Annotated in this window: 16 protein-coding genes; 10 read left to right on the top strand and 6 right to left on the bottom strand. The window is 45.4% G+C overall.

The annotated features are described in order from the left end of the window. Positions 1–17: 17 nt before the first annotated feature. Positions 18–1,376 carry an ATP-binding protein gene (locus ACXAGK_RS00480; protein ID WP_474853372.1) on the bottom strand — a complete coding sequence of 453 codons (1,359 nt, stop codon included), beginning with the start codon at positions 1,374–1,376 and terminating at the stop codon, positions 18–20. Next, entirely contained in the window at positions 1,376–2,119 is a 744-nt protein-coding gene (locus ACXAGK_RS00475) for a response regulator (protein ID WP_474853370.1), read from the bottom strand. Before ACXAGK_RS00475 ends, ACXAGK_RS00480 begins: the two co-directional genes overlap by 1 nt. Before the next feature lie 211 nt (positions 2,120–2,330). Between ACXAGK_RS00475 and ACXAGK_RS00470 the strand changes: the two genes are divergently transcribed. After that, positions 2,331–3,161: a Spy/CpxP family protein refolding chaperone gene (locus ACXAGK_RS00470; protein WP_474853369.1), complete on the top strand. Its 831-nt coding sequence runs from the start codon at positions 2,331–2,333 to the stop codon at positions 3,159–3,161. Positions 3,162–3,231: 70 nt separating this feature from the next. Here ACXAGK_RS00470 and ACXAGK_RS00465 read toward each other — a convergent pair whose 3' ends face one another. Beyond that, positions 3,232–4,461: a flagellar assembly protein T N-terminal domain-containing protein gene (locus ACXAGK_RS00465; RefSeq protein ID WP_474853367.1), complete on the bottom strand. Its 1,230-nt coding sequence runs from the start codon at positions 4,459–4,461 to the stop codon at positions 3,232–3,234. Between the two features lie 13 nt (positions 4,462–4,474). Continuing rightward, positions 4,475–5,224: a flagellar basal body L-ring protein FlgH gene (locus ACXAGK_RS00460; RefSeq protein ID WP_474853365.1), complete on the bottom strand. Its 750-nt coding sequence runs from the start codon at positions 5,222–5,224 to the stop codon at positions 4,475–4,477. 161 nt (positions 5,225–5,385) lie between these two features. On the opposite strand from ACXAGK_RS00460, the gene ACXAGK_RS00455 reads away from it, so the two are divergent. Beyond that, complete coding sequence (locus ACXAGK_RS00455) at positions 5,386–6,324, top strand: hypothetical protein (protein ID WP_474853363.1); 939 nt, start codon at positions 5,386–5,388, stop codon at positions 6,322–6,324. 53 nt (positions 6,325–6,377) lie between these two features. Here ACXAGK_RS00455 and ACXAGK_RS00450 read toward each other — a convergent pair whose 3' ends face one another. After that, positions 6,378–6,788 (bottom strand): methylglyoxal synthase, encoded by a 411-nt coding sequence (locus ACXAGK_RS00450; protein WP_474853361.1) that lies wholly within the window; start codon positions 6,786–6,788, stop codon positions 6,378–6,380. A gap of 420 nt (positions 6,789–7,208) precedes the next feature. On the opposite strand from ACXAGK_RS00450, the gene ACXAGK_RS00445 reads away from it, so the two are divergent. The 8 genes from ACXAGK_RS00445 (at position 7,209) to ACXAGK_RS00410 (ending at position 15,318) form a co-directional block, all read left to right on the top strand. Beyond that, on the top strand, positions 7,209–7,334 hold the full coding sequence (locus tag ACXAGK_RS00445; RefSeq protein ID WP_259462663.1) for a hypothetical protein: 126 nt from the start codon (positions 7,209–7,211) through the stop codon (positions 7,332–7,334). 108 nt (positions 7,335–7,442) lie between these two features. Next, a complete protein-coding gene (argC, locus tag ACXAGK_RS00440) occupies positions 7,443–8,456 on the top strand; it encodes an N-acetyl-gamma-glutamyl-phosphate reductase (protein WP_474853359.1) in 1,014 nt (337 codons plus the stop codon). After that, on the top strand, positions 8,453–9,298 hold the full coding sequence (argB, locus tag ACXAGK_RS00435; RefSeq protein ID WP_474853358.1) for an acetylglutamate kinase: 846 nt from the start codon (positions 8,453–8,455) through the stop codon (positions 9,296–9,298). Before argC ends, argB begins: the two co-directional genes overlap by 4 nt. Continuing rightward, positions 9,295–10,206, top strand: coding sequence for an ornithine carbamoyltransferase (locus ACXAGK_RS00430; protein WP_474853356.1), 912 nt, complete (start codon positions 9,295–9,297; stop codon positions 10,204–10,206). Before argB ends, ACXAGK_RS00430 begins: the two co-directional genes overlap by 4 nt. Before the next feature lie 37 nt (positions 10,207–10,243). Continuing rightward, complete coding sequence (locus tag ACXAGK_RS00425; protein ID WP_334050339.1) at positions 10,244–11,449, top strand: argininosuccinate synthase; 1,206 nt, start codon at positions 10,244–10,246, stop codon at positions 11,447–11,449. A gap of 74 nt (positions 11,450–11,523) precedes the next feature. Then, positions 11,524–12,906: an argininosuccinate lyase gene (gene argH / locus ACXAGK_RS00420; RefSeq protein WP_118490460.1), complete on the top strand. Its 1,383-nt coding sequence runs from the start codon at positions 11,524–11,526 to the stop codon at positions 12,904–12,906. Between the two features lie 18 nt (positions 12,907–12,924). Further along, on the top strand, positions 12,925–14,235 hold the full coding sequence (gene argA / locus ACXAGK_RS00415) for an amino-acid N-acetyltransferase (protein ID WP_474853353.1): 1,311 nt from the start codon (positions 12,925–12,927) through the stop codon (positions 14,233–14,235). Positions 14,236–14,421: 186 nt separating this feature from the next. Beyond that, entirely contained in the window at positions 14,422–15,318 is an 897-nt protein-coding gene (locus ACXAGK_RS00410; RefSeq protein WP_474853351.1) for an alpha/beta hydrolase family protein, read from the top strand. 65 nt (positions 15,319–15,383) lie between these two features. Here the strand turns inward: ACXAGK_RS00410 and ACXAGK_RS00405 are convergent, their stop codons facing one another. Further along, on the bottom strand, positions 15,384–16,496 hold the full coding sequence (locus tag ACXAGK_RS00405) for a DUF2855 family protein (protein WP_474853350.1): 1,113 nt from the start codon (positions 16,494–16,496) through the stop codon (positions 15,384–15,386). Between the last annotated feature and the right edge of the window lie 12 nt (positions 16,497–16,508).

Below are 16,508 nucleotides of genomic sequence, written 5' to 3'. Positions count from 1 at the left end.
TGTCAAAGTATAGGTTACTACTTCGGGAATGACAGAGTTACTCGCAGCCCACCGCGCTCAACAGGTTCAGCGATAATGCGCCCATGATGCAACTCAACCGCCGCTTTTGCAATGGATAAACCTAGCCCAACACCTCCTGACTCTCGCTCTCTGGCAAGCGTAGCGCGGTAAAAAGGTGAAAATATACGTTCGCACTCCTCTACAGTCAGTCCCTCACCGTCATCTGTAATATGAATGCACCATTGCTTCGCATCTTCGCTAAAAGAAACATGGGTTAAGAACTCGCTATGTCGTATAGCATTGCGCAGAACATTCTCAACCGCGCGACAGAGCATCATACTGTCGACAACTACACGCTTTGTGGGAATGTCATCAATTTTAAGCTGCTTGTTTTTATTTGCTGCCTCAAAATTCGCATCGGTAAAGACATCGTTGAGCACTAGCGATAGCAATTGCTCTTCCTTCGTTGCTTCGCCAGCTTCAGCACGGCTTAGTGTAAGCAACTGACTTACCAGCGCTTCCATGCGATCAGCCTCTCGCTCGACCCGAGATAGCGTTTCAGGATCTACATTTTGTTGATAGGCGAGACCAAGCGCCATTTGCAAACGCGCGAGCGGTGAGCGAAGTTCGTGGGATACATCGGCTAGCAATCGCTTTTGCGATCCCCACATCGACTCCAATTGCTCAGCCATTTTATTAAAGTCGCGCGAAAGCTGCCCTAGCTCGTCCTGACGCTTAGCCGCTCTGCCTACTCGCGCCTGCCAATCACCGTTTGCTATGCGTTTCACTGAGCTTTGGATTCGCAATATGGGGTTAGTGAGTGATTTCGCAAACAGCCAGCTCAATAATATGGTGGTGATCAATGCGATGCTAAGAAACAGCAAGACGGGAGGAGTTTGCTTTTCAGGCATTTCCAATCTTACTGAAAAAAGCGCAAATCGGGTGCCGTTGCGCTCAAAGAAAACCGGGCCCAGAATTTTAAACGCCCCTCGCTTAACCGCTATGGGTGATGTTTGGCTCATTAAGCGGAGTAAATCTTCTCGATCCTCATTACGAAGCGGTGGCCCACCACCTGAAATAACACGATTATCAGTAGTATCGACAGCCACCACTCGACCTCTTCCCGCTCTGGAATGGCGGTCTAGCGCACCGCGTAATGGCGCATCTTGAAAACGGTCGTTTTGAATGCTCTCCACCACTTGATTAAGGGCAGATACTTCACGTGGCTTTATTGGCACGATTTCAAGATCTTCAAAGAAAAGGCGACTGCCCCAAATAGCCAACAGTGCGGTTACGAGAAATGTTGCCCAAAACCAAAGAAACAATCGGCCCATAATGGCCCGGGTTGGGCTTATACTGCGTAACAGGTTTACCATTAGTGGCTTCCAACAAGTAACATATACCCTACACCACGGATGGTTTTAATTTTTTCATCTCTGGCCACTACACTGATTTTCTTGCGCAAGTTACTCACGTGCATATCAATACTTCTATCAAAAGCCTGAAGTGGCTTACCCAGTATCTTTAAGCTTATTTCTTCTTTCGTAACGCGTTGAGCAGCATTGAGCATTAACAGTCGCAGAATTAAAAATTCCGTTGTGGTAAGCGTTAGTTCGACATCGTCCACTTTAGCCAGCTGACTGCTAGGACTTAAAAAGATCCCGTTAACGAATAAGTCTTGTTCAACAGCTCCGCCGGTAGACGACAAATTATGTCGGCGCACTATAGCTTTTATTCGCGCCACGAGTTCCCTATGATTAAAGGGCTTAGGTAGATAGTCATCGGCTCCCATCTCGAGGCCTAAGATGCGGTCGTAATCATCGCCTCTCGCGGTAAGCATAAGCACAGGGGTACTGTGACTTGCTCGAAGCTTTTTCAATACGTCAAACCCATCCATTTTAGGCATCATCACATCAAGCAATATCAGATCGTAATGACGCCCAGACACTGCTTCGGATAGCCCCTCTTCGCCATCGTTGCGCACTTGCACCTGATAACCCATACCCGATAGATACGTGGAAAGCATTTCTGTCAGCTCTAGGTCATCATCAATAACGAGGATAGACTGCAAGTGAAAATCTGTACTCATGGTATTAAACTCTTTAACTGCTAGATTCATGAAAATGCCTGTAAATTAGATAAAACTCAACCTACGCTTTCGGGGTGCCTCGCCTTAAGCTTACAAACAACACTGACAAAACGCGTACTATATCTTTTCAGACCTTTACAATCACAAATCGGCATTACCTTTACATAAGCTTTACACTGCGTTGACTGCTTTTTTAGACGCGCACGCTAGAGTTAGCATGTCCGAAAAAAAGGAGACGACAATGAAAAAGTTATTAATTGCTAGTGTAACAGTAGCAGCAATTGGCTTAGGTGGCCTCGCACTTGCGCATCCTGCCGGGCCTGGTATGCGTCACCACGAACCGGTAAAAGAAATTGTTAAACATCTTCGCGGCATCAGCTTAAGTGACGCGCAGCGCGAAGAAATAAAAACACTCGTAAGCGCATTTAAAGACGCTAACCCTCGACCTGAATTTGGTGATATTCAAAAACCTAACTTAGATTTTGCTACCGCCACTGATGCCCAGTTCAGCGCTTTTATCCAAACCCAGATTGAAGAGCGCGAAGCAAAGCATTTTGCCTTTGCTCAACTGCGCCACGACATCTACAAGGTGCTGAATGAAGAACAGCAAGCAATTCTGTTAGCTCGAGACGCTAAAAGAGAAGTAGATAGACAGAAACATCATGATGCTTTCAAAAAACAAGAAGCACACTTTGCCAAACGAATGGATGGTGAGGGCAAAGGTCCTAAACCCAAGCCTAGGGAGTTTTTGTTCGAAGGCATTGAATTAACCGACGCACAAATAGAAAGCCTTGCTGAGCTTCGCGAGTCGTTCAAAGAGACATCGAAAACAAATAGAGAGACGCTACGCAATTTTAAAGACGCCCAGCGAGATTTAATTCAAAGCCAGTCTTTCTCTGAAGAGGCTTGGGACGCGCTTATCGCTCAATACAAAGATAGCCTTGTTAATGCCGGCGTGGAAAAAGCTAGACAGCATCAGGCCATGTTTCAAGTCCTAACATCAGAGCAGCAAGCGCAACTAGCAGCTCTGCGCGAAGAAGAACGTAAGCTACACGAGCTATTTAAGCCTTAACGCTTAGCCTTTTTTACCCTTTTTACCCACCTTACCCACCGTAAAAAGTGCTGGCTTCGGCCAGCCTTTTTTATGGCTGAGCCTCAGACAACTTTTGTGTTGCGGATAAGGTTAGTGGCGTCACAAAATCACCAAGATGTACGCTATCACTACCTCGCTCAGCCTTAAGCAAGCTAACCTCGTCAGCCACTTCAAATACTTCTAAAGTAAGGGTGTTACTGGAAAATAAACCGGATTTTCTTGATAACCCTAGGGTGGGTAATGCCCGTTGCTTTACGAGTGAAAATTTATCTCCTGCCATCAAACCGCTATTTTTACCCAGGTCGATTGCAATATAGTCCGGCGATATATCTATAACTTGCGCATAGGTTGTTTCGCACTGTAATGACGCATGAATATCGGTAATGGCAGCGTGTATAGTGTTTAGCACCATTCGACCAAAATCACTTCGCCACAGAAGGCTATTGTTACTGTCTACAGAATCGTGTTGAGAGAACGGCCAGTCCGCTTCACTGTGATAGCTATCGTTGAAAATAACTTTTGCTTTAAACGTATCGAGTACGTAAACCTGAACAGTAAAGTTTCTGCGAAGTGCTGTACTATCGCTTTCAAATACCGACGTTGCTTGTGACACTTGTTCAAAAAGCGAAATGTCTTTAACAAACCCAAATACCACAAATTGCTGACCATACTCATTTCGAAGGTACGTGGACATCGCCGTCAAATCGACATCAGAGAGACTAGACGTTAGCCAAGTATTTACGTTAATGAGGGAAACGGGAATCTGGCTAACACTATTGCCGCTATAAAGCCCATTGAGCTGCTGTGTAAAACGTTGAGATACATGACTACCAAATGAATAAAGCATACCGGTAGCGGCTTGCTGCGGTGAAGCTAAAGAAAACTCTGTTACTAGTATCCGATGGGCTAATCCATTATTAGTACAGTTAAACAGAGGCGTAATATTAACGTTCACCACTACAGTAAGCAGGTCGTCTTTAAGTGTTTCACTTATAATTTCTACTCGCTGTATTCTTCCCTGAGAGCGAATTTCTGCCTTACTAGAAAGCAGTAAACCATCTACCATAATATCTTGCGCTGATATCGTGCTGCCACTATGAAAAGCCGCATCTGCGATAGCGTTTTGTATGGCACTGGTTCTTATATCGCTTAACTCTGCCCCTGCGAGGGCTACAGTAGATTCGCCTTGTACCCATTGAGCGCAAGGCTGCTTAATTACGATTAATGAAGAGAATAAAACTAACCCAGTAAGCGTTTTACGTAATCGGCTCTTGTACATGTAATTCTCGTCACTAACCAAAAATTGAAAACAGTTTACCGATTACTGTAGGCTGCTGATTTTCCTGTAGATCACCTGTACCGCTGTATTCAATTAATGCGTTACCGACTTTAGATGACAATACTGTGTTACTTTCATCAACGTCCTTTTTACGTACTTCTCCGGAAAAGCGAATGTATTCTTTTCCCCTGTTCATGGTTATCCACTTTTCTCCGGTAACAAGTAAATTACCAGCAGGGGTTATACCGGTTACATATACAGTAATGCTGCCACTCATTGAATTTGATTGTTTGGTTTGAGCTGAGCTAGCAAATTCGCTGTCTTGCTCATGCTCTACTTCAACATCGTCGCCTTCAACACGAATACCACCTAGTTTCAATGTGACGGGCGCCAAATCGAACGAAGTATTTTTGTCGGTATTAAAATCAAGAGACTTCTCTGATTGGGTCTGCTCGTCGAGCTTAACCAATATCATATCCCCTACTTTAAAGTTCGCATGACGCTCATAAAGCCCTATTGATTGCTCAGGGTTAAATAAAGACCCGGTAGGCACATGTAAAGTGGGTGTGGGCTGCGCTCTGGGTGGTGAATAGCGCGGATGACCAGGTTTCGGTTCGTCTTCTACTTGGCTAACTGCCCGTTGCGACACATTGGGGTTAGTAGGGCTGTTTTGAACCACCTGCTCTTCTTCAGTAATTGTTTGGGCGCAACCCCCAAGTGTAAAGATTGCGATAAGTGTGTGTATATGGCATCGAACTTTCATGACATTGCTCAGTATTATTTTTTATGCAGTGTGTAATTTAAGTGCCATCCATGACCTGACAGGAGCAAGTTTAAACGAACAAATCAGAAGAAATCTCGTTCACTTTCTCTATTTGCAAAACCTTTACAAATCAAATATATGCCTGCGGGTAAGGGGATGTTATGGCCTTAGAAAACACAACCACCAGCTCTGTTGGAACTGGCTTCAATGCACTGTTATCAAAACTTGATTTAGCGTCAGGTTTCAATGACAGTAAAGCTACGGATTCGACAAATTCTTCAACAACGTCAGATAATGAAGCGGCAAAAAGCGGCGAGTCTTTGCCGTCTATTTTCTCATTATTACTTGACCAACAGAACCAGATGAATGAACCAGTGGGTACATCGGATATTGTTGCGGATATTAGTGCGGATACTATTGCAGATAAAGAAGAGGCTATCAGTGCTGCAAGCCTTGCAGCAGATGCACTCTCACCACTGACAAACATGAGCAATGCACTTTCAGATGATGCTATAGTCGCTATGCAAGGTACGCTATTAACTGCATTGCAAAACAATATATTTCAAGCGTTATCCTCCAATAGCGACACCACTAATACTGCTACTACCAGCGCAACTTCTGACATCAACAATACTAGTATTAATCAAAATGAAGCCAGCCCAACTTTATTCGACACCCTATACACAAACGCATTTGGTGATGACGGGCTTAACCTTAAAGATGGCTTTGATGTTTTAAATATTGCAAACCACCTGCCTATAGTTTCTGATATTTACGAGGCAACTACTTCTAGCCACACTGCTGCCGCGGCAAGTTTGGCTGGTAGCTTTTTATATGGGGGCGTAGGTGGCCTTATGTATAACGCTGTAGACTTAGCCGTTGAAAACGTTACTGGGCAAAGTATTTCAAATAACCTATGGTCAATGGGCCAAGCTCTAGTGTCATCGTCGCTTAACGAGATCAACACAAATAGTGCTTCACTGGTTTCGGATGACAATGCACTAGCCTCAACGTCTATCGAGACTACTGATATAAAGGTGGGAATAGCCAATAAGGCCGCGGACGCTACTTACCAATTCGTTCAACGAGGCTTAAATTAAAGCCTCTATTTTGAACAAACGCACGTAGCGACAATAGTGTGTACCTTAAAGCCTTAGAAGTTAGGTTTAACTGGCTTGTATTCAGGAGATAGGAAGAGCGGTGATGTGATCACTAAATCTGCCGTGGCTGGTGTGCAGGCTACTGGTACGTTCCACACTGAGCACAGCCGCAATAGCGCTTTTACGTCGGGGTCATGGGGCGCTGGATTTAAAGGGTCCCAAAAGAAAAATAGCGCGTCTAGCTTGTTTTCTGCGATCAACGCGCCTATTTGCTGGTCGCCACCAAGCGGGCCACTTTTATAACGTGTAACTTCTAGCCCTGTTTCGCTGGCAATTAGGCCGCCCGTTGTTCCTGTCCCCACCAAATTACACTGCTTAAGCACGTCAATATGCTGTTTTACCCATGCTAGCAATTCGGGCTTCTTATGATCGTGCGCAACCAGCGCTAAAGTAAGTTTGCTCATTTTATTTTCCGAGTTTAATCCCAACAACCTATTTTTACAGTCTTCTGCTTAGGTCTATAGCAACCTATCACTTATTACTGTCTGATTTGATGCGCTACTTGCGCTTTACAATTAGGGCCCGTTTTCCTTCGCAAAAACAGACTAAATTCTCAACTTATTGAGCAGCAACGCTGCCATAAATAAGTACAACTACTACTTATTAGCCGCCAAATATAAATATTCAGTTCTATTGGTCTTGTTGTCAACTTACTGTCACAACTATAAATATATTATTAAGTATCTTGTTACAGGCTAAACAGCATAAAGATAGGTCAAAATATTTATACATTTTTATTGCATAACCATTCAAATTAGATACACTAGTCCACGGTTAAAGCATCCAACCCCTAAATTCGGGTTGTAACTTTATAGGAATTGATGATGACACAACCAACTCGCGTTGTTGGTTCAACCACTAGCAACGATAAAGAGTTTATCTCTCCCCTGGCTGGCTACACCATGCATAGCGCACGACGATGCGTGTGCACATCTATGCTTATTCAGTAGCACACTTTTTACCTTTGTAATGTGGTCGCGGTTAGGCAAGGATATTCGCCCAACCAGTTTACAAAGGTAAAAAGTGATTTTTTTCTCCTTTTATTGAATTTTTAAATTATGTATAGCGTTTCAATTATTGGTGCCAGTGGTTACACAGGTGCACAACTTGTTCAGTTGGTTAATCAACATCCAAAACTTGAGTTAGCGGGTACTTATGTATCTGAGAAAAGTAGCGATGCGGGTAAAAATATCGCACAGCTTCACGGCAACTTGGCCCATGTCAACGCTACGCTCACGCCTATCTCAGATGCTGCCCTGAAAGAGATGGCTAACGGTGTTGATTTTATTTTTCTGGCAACGCCTCATGAAGCAAGCCACGACTGGATGCCTGTTCTATCTTCAGGTAAAGCAAAGGTACTTGATTTATCAGGCGCTTTTAGGTTGAAAGACACCCAAGTTTTCGAACAGTTTTATGGCTTCCCTCATACGCAAAAGGAAAGCCTAACCCAAGCCGTTTACGGTCTTGCCGAGTGGCACGAAGCAAAGATTGCCAGCGCAGATGTAATTGCTGTTCCGGGTTGCTACCCGACGGCCAGTCTTAGTGCACTTAAACCACTTGCTGAAAATAACTTGCTTGATGCAAATGTACGCCCTGTAATTAACGCAGTTTCCGGCGTATCGGGTGCGGGTAGAAAAGCCAGTTTAACCACCAGCTTTTTTGAGGTCAGCCTTCAAGCATATGGCGTGTTAGGTCATCGTCATACGCCTGAAATTGAAGCGTATTTAGGCACGCCCGTTATCTTCACGCCGCACCTTGGCAACTTCAAAAGAGGTATCTTGGCAACGGTCACCGTGAAGGTTAAAGCTGGTACCACCAGCGAGCAGCTTGAACAAGCGTACACTGACGCCTATGCTGATAAACCCATTGTGCGTTTGCGCAAGAGTTTTCCAAAAATTGACGACGTTGCTCATACTCCATTTGTTGATCTTCACTGGAAGCTGGACGAAACATCTGGATACGCTGTAGTAACAGCGGCTATAGATAACGTAATGAAAGGCGCTGCTTCTCAAGCTATACAGTGCCTAAACATAATGACGAAACAACCAGTAGAAACAGGGTTAGTACTATGAGTGTTTCACCTATCGTAATTAAAGTTGGTGGTGCATTGCTTGACGATGCAGCAGCAATGACACGCTTATTTTTAAGCGTAAAAGAAGTTCAAGCCATACGCCCCGTAGTGGTCGTGCACGGTGGCGGCCCGTTGGTTGAGACCCTAATGGCAAGCCTAGGTCTTCAAAGTACGAAAATTGATGGCCTTCGCGTTACGCCCGATGAGCACATGCCTTATATCTGTGGCGCACTTGCAGGCTCTGCGAACAAACAGCTTTGTGCAGCGGCACTTGCCACGGGTATTACGCCAGTTGGTTTATCTCTGCTAGATGGAAATATGGTGGTATGCGAACCACTAGCTGATCAATATGGTGCGGTAGGTGTACCTTCAACAGCTGATGCTTCTTTCCTAAAAAGCGTACTAGCGCAGTCTACACTTCCCGTAATTAGCTCTATTGGTTCAAGCCCCCAAGGTAGATTACTGAATGTAAATGCTGATCAAGCAGCCACGGTTATTGCTGAACTTCTTAACGCGGAACTTTTATTACTTTCTAATGTTGAAGGTGTACTAGACGGCGACAAAGTGCTAATTAGCGAACTTAACGCTGCAAGTATTTCAAAGTACGCTGAGGAAGGCGTGATCACAGACGGAATGAAAGTAAAAGTAGATGCGGCACTTGCGTCTGCAGAAAGCCTAGATCGCGCGGTTTACATCGCAAGCTGGGCTGCTGATATCAACGATATTTTAAATAAGAAAACGGGCACACAAATTCTGCCCGCAGCGCTGGCAAACTCAGAGTCGACAAACGCTGACTTACACCACACCGACGCAACAAAAGGCAATGCCGGAGAAGTACAATGAAACAGGACCTACTTACTTTTGCAGACTGGACACCAGACGCAATGAAAAACTTGCTGCAATTGGCTGTAGAAATTAAACAAGCACCAGCAAGTTACAGTAATGTGCTAGCGGGGAAATCAATTGTTGCCCTGTTTGAAAAACCGTCTTTGCGAACCCGCGTAAGCTTTGATATTGGTATTAATAAGCTTGGCGGTCATATGGTGTACTTAGATGCACAGTCGGGCAAATTAGCAGGTCGAGAAGATGCAGTGGATACAGCAGCTAACCTAGCCTGCTGGGCTGACGCTATTGTCGCTCGCGTGTTTTCTCACGAAACCCTAGAGACCTTTGCTAAGGCAGCAAAAGTGCCAGTAGTTAACGCATTGTGCGATAAATACCACCCATGTCAGGGCCTTGCCGATTACCTCACTATGTTTGAACGCTTTGGCAAGACCGAAGGTCTTACCATGGCATATGTAGGCGATGGCAATAATGTGACCCATTCACTATTAATTGTTGGTGCACTTTTAGGTTGCAACCAAGTGGTAGTAACACCAGAAGGCCACGAAGCGGCCCCTGAAATTGTGGCGCAGGCCAAAGCAATTGCCGAGAAAACGGGCGTATCGATTGTTGAAAGCACAGACCTTAGTGCCGCTAACGGCGCAGACGTTATCTATGCAGATACATGGCTTTCAATGGGTGACGATACTCCACTTGAGGTGATCAAAGAAAAGTTCATGCCTTATCAGGTAAATGAAAAACTGATGGAGGCAACGGGTGCTAGCTATGTTATGCACTGCCAGCCTGCCCATCGCGACCTAGAAATTACAGGCTCGTTAATTGATAGCGACAAGTCGCTCTTAATGCAGCAAGCTGAAAATAGAATGCATGGCCAAAACGCCATTCTTACTCAATTACTTAACGCCTAAGCAGGCGCCTGAAAAGACGCTTAAAAGGATTACATAGATGCAAAACGTAAAAAAAATCGTGCTGGCCTATTCAGGCGGGCTTGATACATCAGCCATCATTCCATGGCTCAAAGAAAACTATGGCTGTGAAGTTGTAGCATTTGCGGCAGATGTGGGCCAAGGTGATGAAGAGCTAGAAGGCCTTCATGAAAAAGCTATCGCATCTGGCGCAAGCGAGTGCCACATTGTTGATTTGAAAGAAGAGTTCGTAAGCGAATATATCTTCCCTACTATCACGACAGGTGCGGTATACGAAGGTGAATATTTACTTGGTACGTCAATGGCGCGCCCGGTAATCGCAAAAGCGCAAGTTGAGATTGCCCGTAAAGTAGGTGCCGACGCCCTATGTCACGGTTGCACCGGTAAAGGTAACGACCAGGTGCGTTTTGAAAGCACCTTTGCCGCCCTAGCCCCTGATCTTACCGTTATCGCGCCGTGGCGTGAATGGGACATGGTAAGCCGTGAAGACTTACTTGCTTACCTAGCTGAACGTAATATTGCGACAACAGCGTCAGCGACAAAAATTTACAGCCGTGATGCAAACGCATGGCACATTTCACACGAAGGCGGCGAGCTTGAAGACCCATGGCAAGAGCCTACCAAGCAAGTGTGGACCATGACGGTTGACCCAGAAGATGCACCAGACACGCCTGAGCGCGTCACCCTGTCTTTTGACGAAGGTAAACTGACCCACGTTGATGGTGAAGCATTATCGCCTTATCAAGCACTTGTTAAGCTAAACACAGTCGCAGCAGCGCACGGTGTTGGACGTATCGACATTGTTGAAAACCGCCTTGTAGGCATGAAGTCTCGTGGCTGTTATGAAACGCCTGGCGGCACTGTATTACTTAAAGCGTATAAAGCGCTTGAAACCATGGTGCTAGACAAAGCGGCGCTTAAATACCGCGAGCAAATTGGCCTTGAGTTCTCACACGTTATGTACGATGGCCGTTGGTTTACTGCCCTTAACGATGCGCTACTTGCAGGCGCTGCTTCTTTCGCTAAGAAAGTGACAGGCGAGATAGTGGTTAAGCTTTATAAAGGCCAAGCTACTGTTACCCAGCGTAAATCGCCCAACAGCCTTTACTCTGAAGACTTTGCTACCTTTGGTGCAGACGATGTTTACGACCAGAAGCACGCTGAGGGCTTTATCCGCCTATTCAGTCTTTCAAGTCGTATTGAAGCACTAAAAAATCAAGGTTAATTGTATACCGCGCGTAGCTTTTAACAGCTACGCGCGGGTAGCAAAGGCAACAAACAGTATTTAAGGAGCATCGCATGGCGTTGTGGGGTGGCCGGTTTGAATCCGGTGCAAGTAGTATGTTTAAACAGGTTAACGACTCGCTGCCGTTTGACCAAGTCATGGCAAGCCAAGATATTCAAGGCTCTATCAGCTGGTCTCGTGCGCTGCAAAAGGCAGGCGTACTAACTGCTGACGAACAAGCCCAGCTTGAAGCAGCACTTAGCGAGTTAAAAGCGAAAGCCGATGCAGGAGAGTTAGACTTTAACGCATCGAGCGAAGAAGATATTCACAGCTTTGTAGAAGCTGCGCTTATTGAAAAGCTTGGCGATATTGGTCGTAAACTACACACAGGTCGTAGCCGTAACGACCAGGTGGCTACCGACTTTCGCCTGTGGGTACGAGAACATATTGCCTCACTTCGCGCTGATGTTTTAGGTGTTATTAAATCACTTCTAAATGCCGCAAGCCGTCATCAAGAAGCCATTATTCCAGGTTACACTCACTTACAGCGTGCACAGCCTATTCATTTCGCACACTGGTGCTTAGCTTACGTCGAAATGCTAAAGCGTGACTTAAGCCGGTTAGACGACCTTAAAGTGCGCATGAATCAGTGCCCTTTAGGCTCTGGCGCATTGGCAGGTACCACGTTTCCTGTAGACCGCCACGCTATTGCAGAAGAGTTAGGCTTCGACTCTCCCTGCCTAAATAGCCTTGATGCCGTATCGGACAGAGACTTCGTTCTTGAACTTTTGTTTGTGGCCAGCACCAGCATGATGCACTTATCGCGTCTTGCTGAAGATATGATTTTCTATAACTCTGGCGAAGCAGGTTTCTTGCAGTTGGGCGATAGCGTAACTTCTGGTTCGTCGCTTATGCCGCAGAAAAAGAACCCAGATGCACTAGAGTTAATGCGTGGCAAATGCGGCCGAGTATTTGGCTCGTTACAAGCACTTTTGGTTACCATGAAGGGTCTTCCACTTGCATATAACAAAGATATGCAAGAAGACAAAGAAGGCGCTATCGATACGGTAAATCAGTGGCATATTTGTTTATGCATTGCCAGCGAAGTGCTCGACTCACTGCAGCTTAATGAAGAACGCTGTCGTACTGCGGCGACTCAAGGCTTTTCTAACGCAACCGAGCTTGCCGACTACTTGGTAGGCAAAGGGGTACCGTTTAGAACAGGCCACGATATCGCGGGCCGTGTCGTGCTTCAGGCCATAGATAAAGGCTGTGCGATTGAAGATTTACCGCTAAGCGACATGCAGGCGATTTGCGATAAAATTGAAGACGACGTATACCCGGTACTACAGCTAGAGTACGGCGTTAATCAACGCAATATCTTGGGCGGCACCAGCAAAGAAACCGTGACAAAAGCACTGTATCAAGAGCTGGAAGACTTGGATAAGCAAGGGTAGCGGTAAGGAACTACTTAGATGGTACTAGCGCAGCAAGATGGCATAAAACTGTTTCGCAGTTCACTGCCATACATTAATGCTCATCAGGGAAAGACCTTTGTACTGATGTTCGGTGGCGAAGCCATTGAACATCCTAATTTTCCCAACATAATTCAAGATATCGCTCTATTGAACAGCCTTGGCGTACGTGTGGTAGTGGTGCACGGCGCCAGACCGCAAATAGACCAGCGTGTTGCGTTACGCAGTATAGAAGGCCGTTTCGAAAACGGCGTGCGCATTACCGATAAGCAAACCCTTGAATGTGTAAAAGACGCCGCAGGTTCGGTTCGTTCACAGGTAGAAGCCCTACTTACTATGGGGCTTCCAAACTCCCCCATGCATGGTGCACAAATACGGGTGTGCTCGGGCAACTTGGTAGTGGCCAAACCTATGGGCGTACGTGGCGGTATAGACTTTGAAAACACCGGTTTAGTGCGTCGTATTGATACTACTGGCATTAACGACCATCTTAACGATGGCTCGATTGTGCTGCTATCGCCTATGGGCTATTCATCAACAGGTGAAGTATTTAACTTATCCCATGAAGATGTAGCTACACAGGCAGCTATCGCCCTTAAAGCTGACAAACTTATCGTATTTTCAAACTATGATGGCGTATACAACCGCGAAGGTCGTTTACTTCGCACCATTGAACGTCCTCAGCTAGAACAGTTGATGATGGCGGGCGACATTACCACGGAAGATACGGTGTTAAGCGCCCTTACCACCAGCGTAGCTGCCGGTGTGCCTCGCGCTCACTGTATCAGCTTTGAAAAGGACGGTGCTTTACTTCAAGAATTGTTTACCCGCGACGGAACGGGCTCGCTAGTTATGGAACACCATTACGAGCAATTACGTGCAGCGACCATCGAAGATGTGGGCGGGATCTTAAAGCTAATAAAACCGCTAGAAGAAAGCGGGGTGTTAGTGAAGCGTTCTCGTGAGCGTTTAGAAAGTGAGATTAACCAATTTATTGTAATCGTGCGTGATGGCATGATCATCGCCTGCGCCGCTTTATATTTGTACCCAGAAGATGGCTGTGCCGAACTAGCTTGCGTGGCGACCCACCAAGATTATCGCGGCAAAAACCGTGGCGAACGGATTCTAGATGAAGTACGAACGCGTGCTAAAGAAGCTGGTATTAACAGCATATTTGTATTAACAACGGTAACAGCGCACTGGTTCCTAGAACAAGGGTTTGAGCCCGCAGACATTAGTGCTTTACCTGCCGTGAAAAAAGAGCTGTATAATTTCCAGCGTAATTCTAAAGTGTTTACCCTTACGGTGTGAGACCTATCTATTTAAAAACGTTAATGCTATCGCTTACTTATCCCAGCTAAGCGATAGCATTTGCGTTCTCCTTGCACTTCACTCATTACTCAGCACTAACTATCAACAAAATAAATAGTTAGGATATTGCATTTTATTGGTGCAGAAGGTTTACTGGTTAGACCAGATGAGTTTTCGAGATTTTCCATGTCGAGCAAAATAAAGCAACAAGACACCCAAAAGAATACGAGTGTTAAAGATATCACTGTTGCCTGTGCTGATAGTACTCCGCTTGCAGCTTCCCTTTTCTCTCCAGTCAGCCCTGCAAAAGCAGCCATAATGATTGGTCCTGCTACGGGTATTAAACGTCAGTTTTACAGCGCATTTGCCACTTATTTATGCGAGCAAGGGTTTGGCGTTATCACGTTCGATAACCGAGGTATTGGCGAGTCGGTAAAGGGTAGCGTTAAACAAAGCGATGCATCACTAGTAACCTGGGGTGAACAAGATATGCCGGCGGTGCTAGAGGCACTAAAGATTCATTTCCCTAATGTACCCTATTTTCTTGTTGGCCATAGCGCAGGTGGTCAACTACTGGGTTTGATGCATAACGTACACGACCTCACTGCTTTTTGTAACTTTGGTAGTTCATCAGGAAGCTTGCGAAACATGCGTAAAAGCTATTTGCTAAAAGCGCATTTCTTTATGAATTTCTATATCCCAGTAAGTAATTTACTGTTCGGCCATACGAAATCACAGTGGGTAGGCATGGGAGAACCACTACCTAAAAAAGTAGCACGCCAATGGCAAAAATGGTGTAACGGCAAAGGCTACGTAAAAACAGGGTTTGGCAGTGATGTTAACCAGCACCATTACGACACTATTCAAATTCCTTCTAAGTGGTTACTCGCCAATGACGATGACATTGCTAATATTCACAACGTCCATGATATGATTAGCGTTTTCCCCAATATGGAAGCCGAGGTGGAGGAACTCGACCCGCAGGCTCATAACGTAAAAGAAATAGGCCACATGAAGTTTTTCTCACGAAAATGTCAGCACTTATGGCCTAAAGTCACCGATTACTTTAATCAATACGTTTGATATTGCCTTTGACCGAGCGCTTTTATCAATGCGCTCGAACTTAGAACGTGTGCTTCGGTTACACGCTAAACAAGTGTGTATATTCTTCCTTCATTTGAAGGAATCTGACCTTGTTGATGCTGGCTAAAGTCATCTTGTAATGCGCTCAACCCTTCACGCTCTTTAACGTTCAACCAACCGGCGCTCCACGCAATGGCTTTTGATACAAACCCGCTACTCAACTTTTGGTACTCAGCAGCTCCAATCTCAGACATGCGCTGCTGTATATGAGCAGGCGCAAAGAAGAACTCTTCATCGCTTGTGGCCTTAACATCCTGCCAATGAGTAAGCCCAACGTTGATGTATCTGGTTAGGTGCGCACCAAGTCTATGTCTAATTGACTCTTTGACCTGAGCGTTACCGGACATGTCGACCACAACAGTGCTTTTCAGTTGCAGTATTTCCAGTTGTTCATAGCTAATAACGGCGCTGTATACACCCAATGCTTCTAGGGATGCAACACGCTTTTCAGAGGTGACGCCTATCGCGCTAATACCGGCTTCTTTTAACGCAAAAGCAAGCCCTAAACTGGTTTTGCTTGAAGCACTTAGCACTAATAACTGTTGTCTTTTTGACTCAGGTATAGCATCGACTACTTCTAATAAACAGTAAGACGTTGCATATAGCGGCCACAGCAACATCTGAAAGTTTTCTTGCTCGTGCTGCTTAGTGTTTACTTCAGCGTTAGCATCGCTCCTTTGAGCCGGTAGTGGACGATAGACGTTATAACCTTGCGGCAACTTCAAGCGATGAGGACTGCAGTCAATAAGGTTACTGCCATTAATTGTGGTATTACCCATCACCAAATATTCAGCAGGCGGAAAATAGCCAAGAAAACGACTCCGAACTTCTACTGCATCGTTTTCAGAGCTAATTACTTGACCCACGCCCCATACAGGAATAACGCCCCAGTTTTCGTTACTACTTGTATTAACAGGTGGAAAAAACTGCCAATAACCAAGCTTGTCACCCACCATATAATAGGTCAGGTTATTAGCAGTAAACGCGAACCTTTCAATTTTGATTACTAGGCTTTTCGCCTTTCCAGCTCCCTCTATCTTCGTGCTATCAGGGCTATCAGCTGTTTGCATTATCCGAAAGCGGTTTGGGTTCGTTTTGTCTATTTGAAACTGTTTCATCGTTATTTATAA

It is taken from the genome of Alteromonas sp. ABM1_013, from assembly GCF_056160505.1.
Note: the sequence above shows the minus strand (reverse complement) of the source record. Positions and strands in the feature narration are given on the sequence as shown.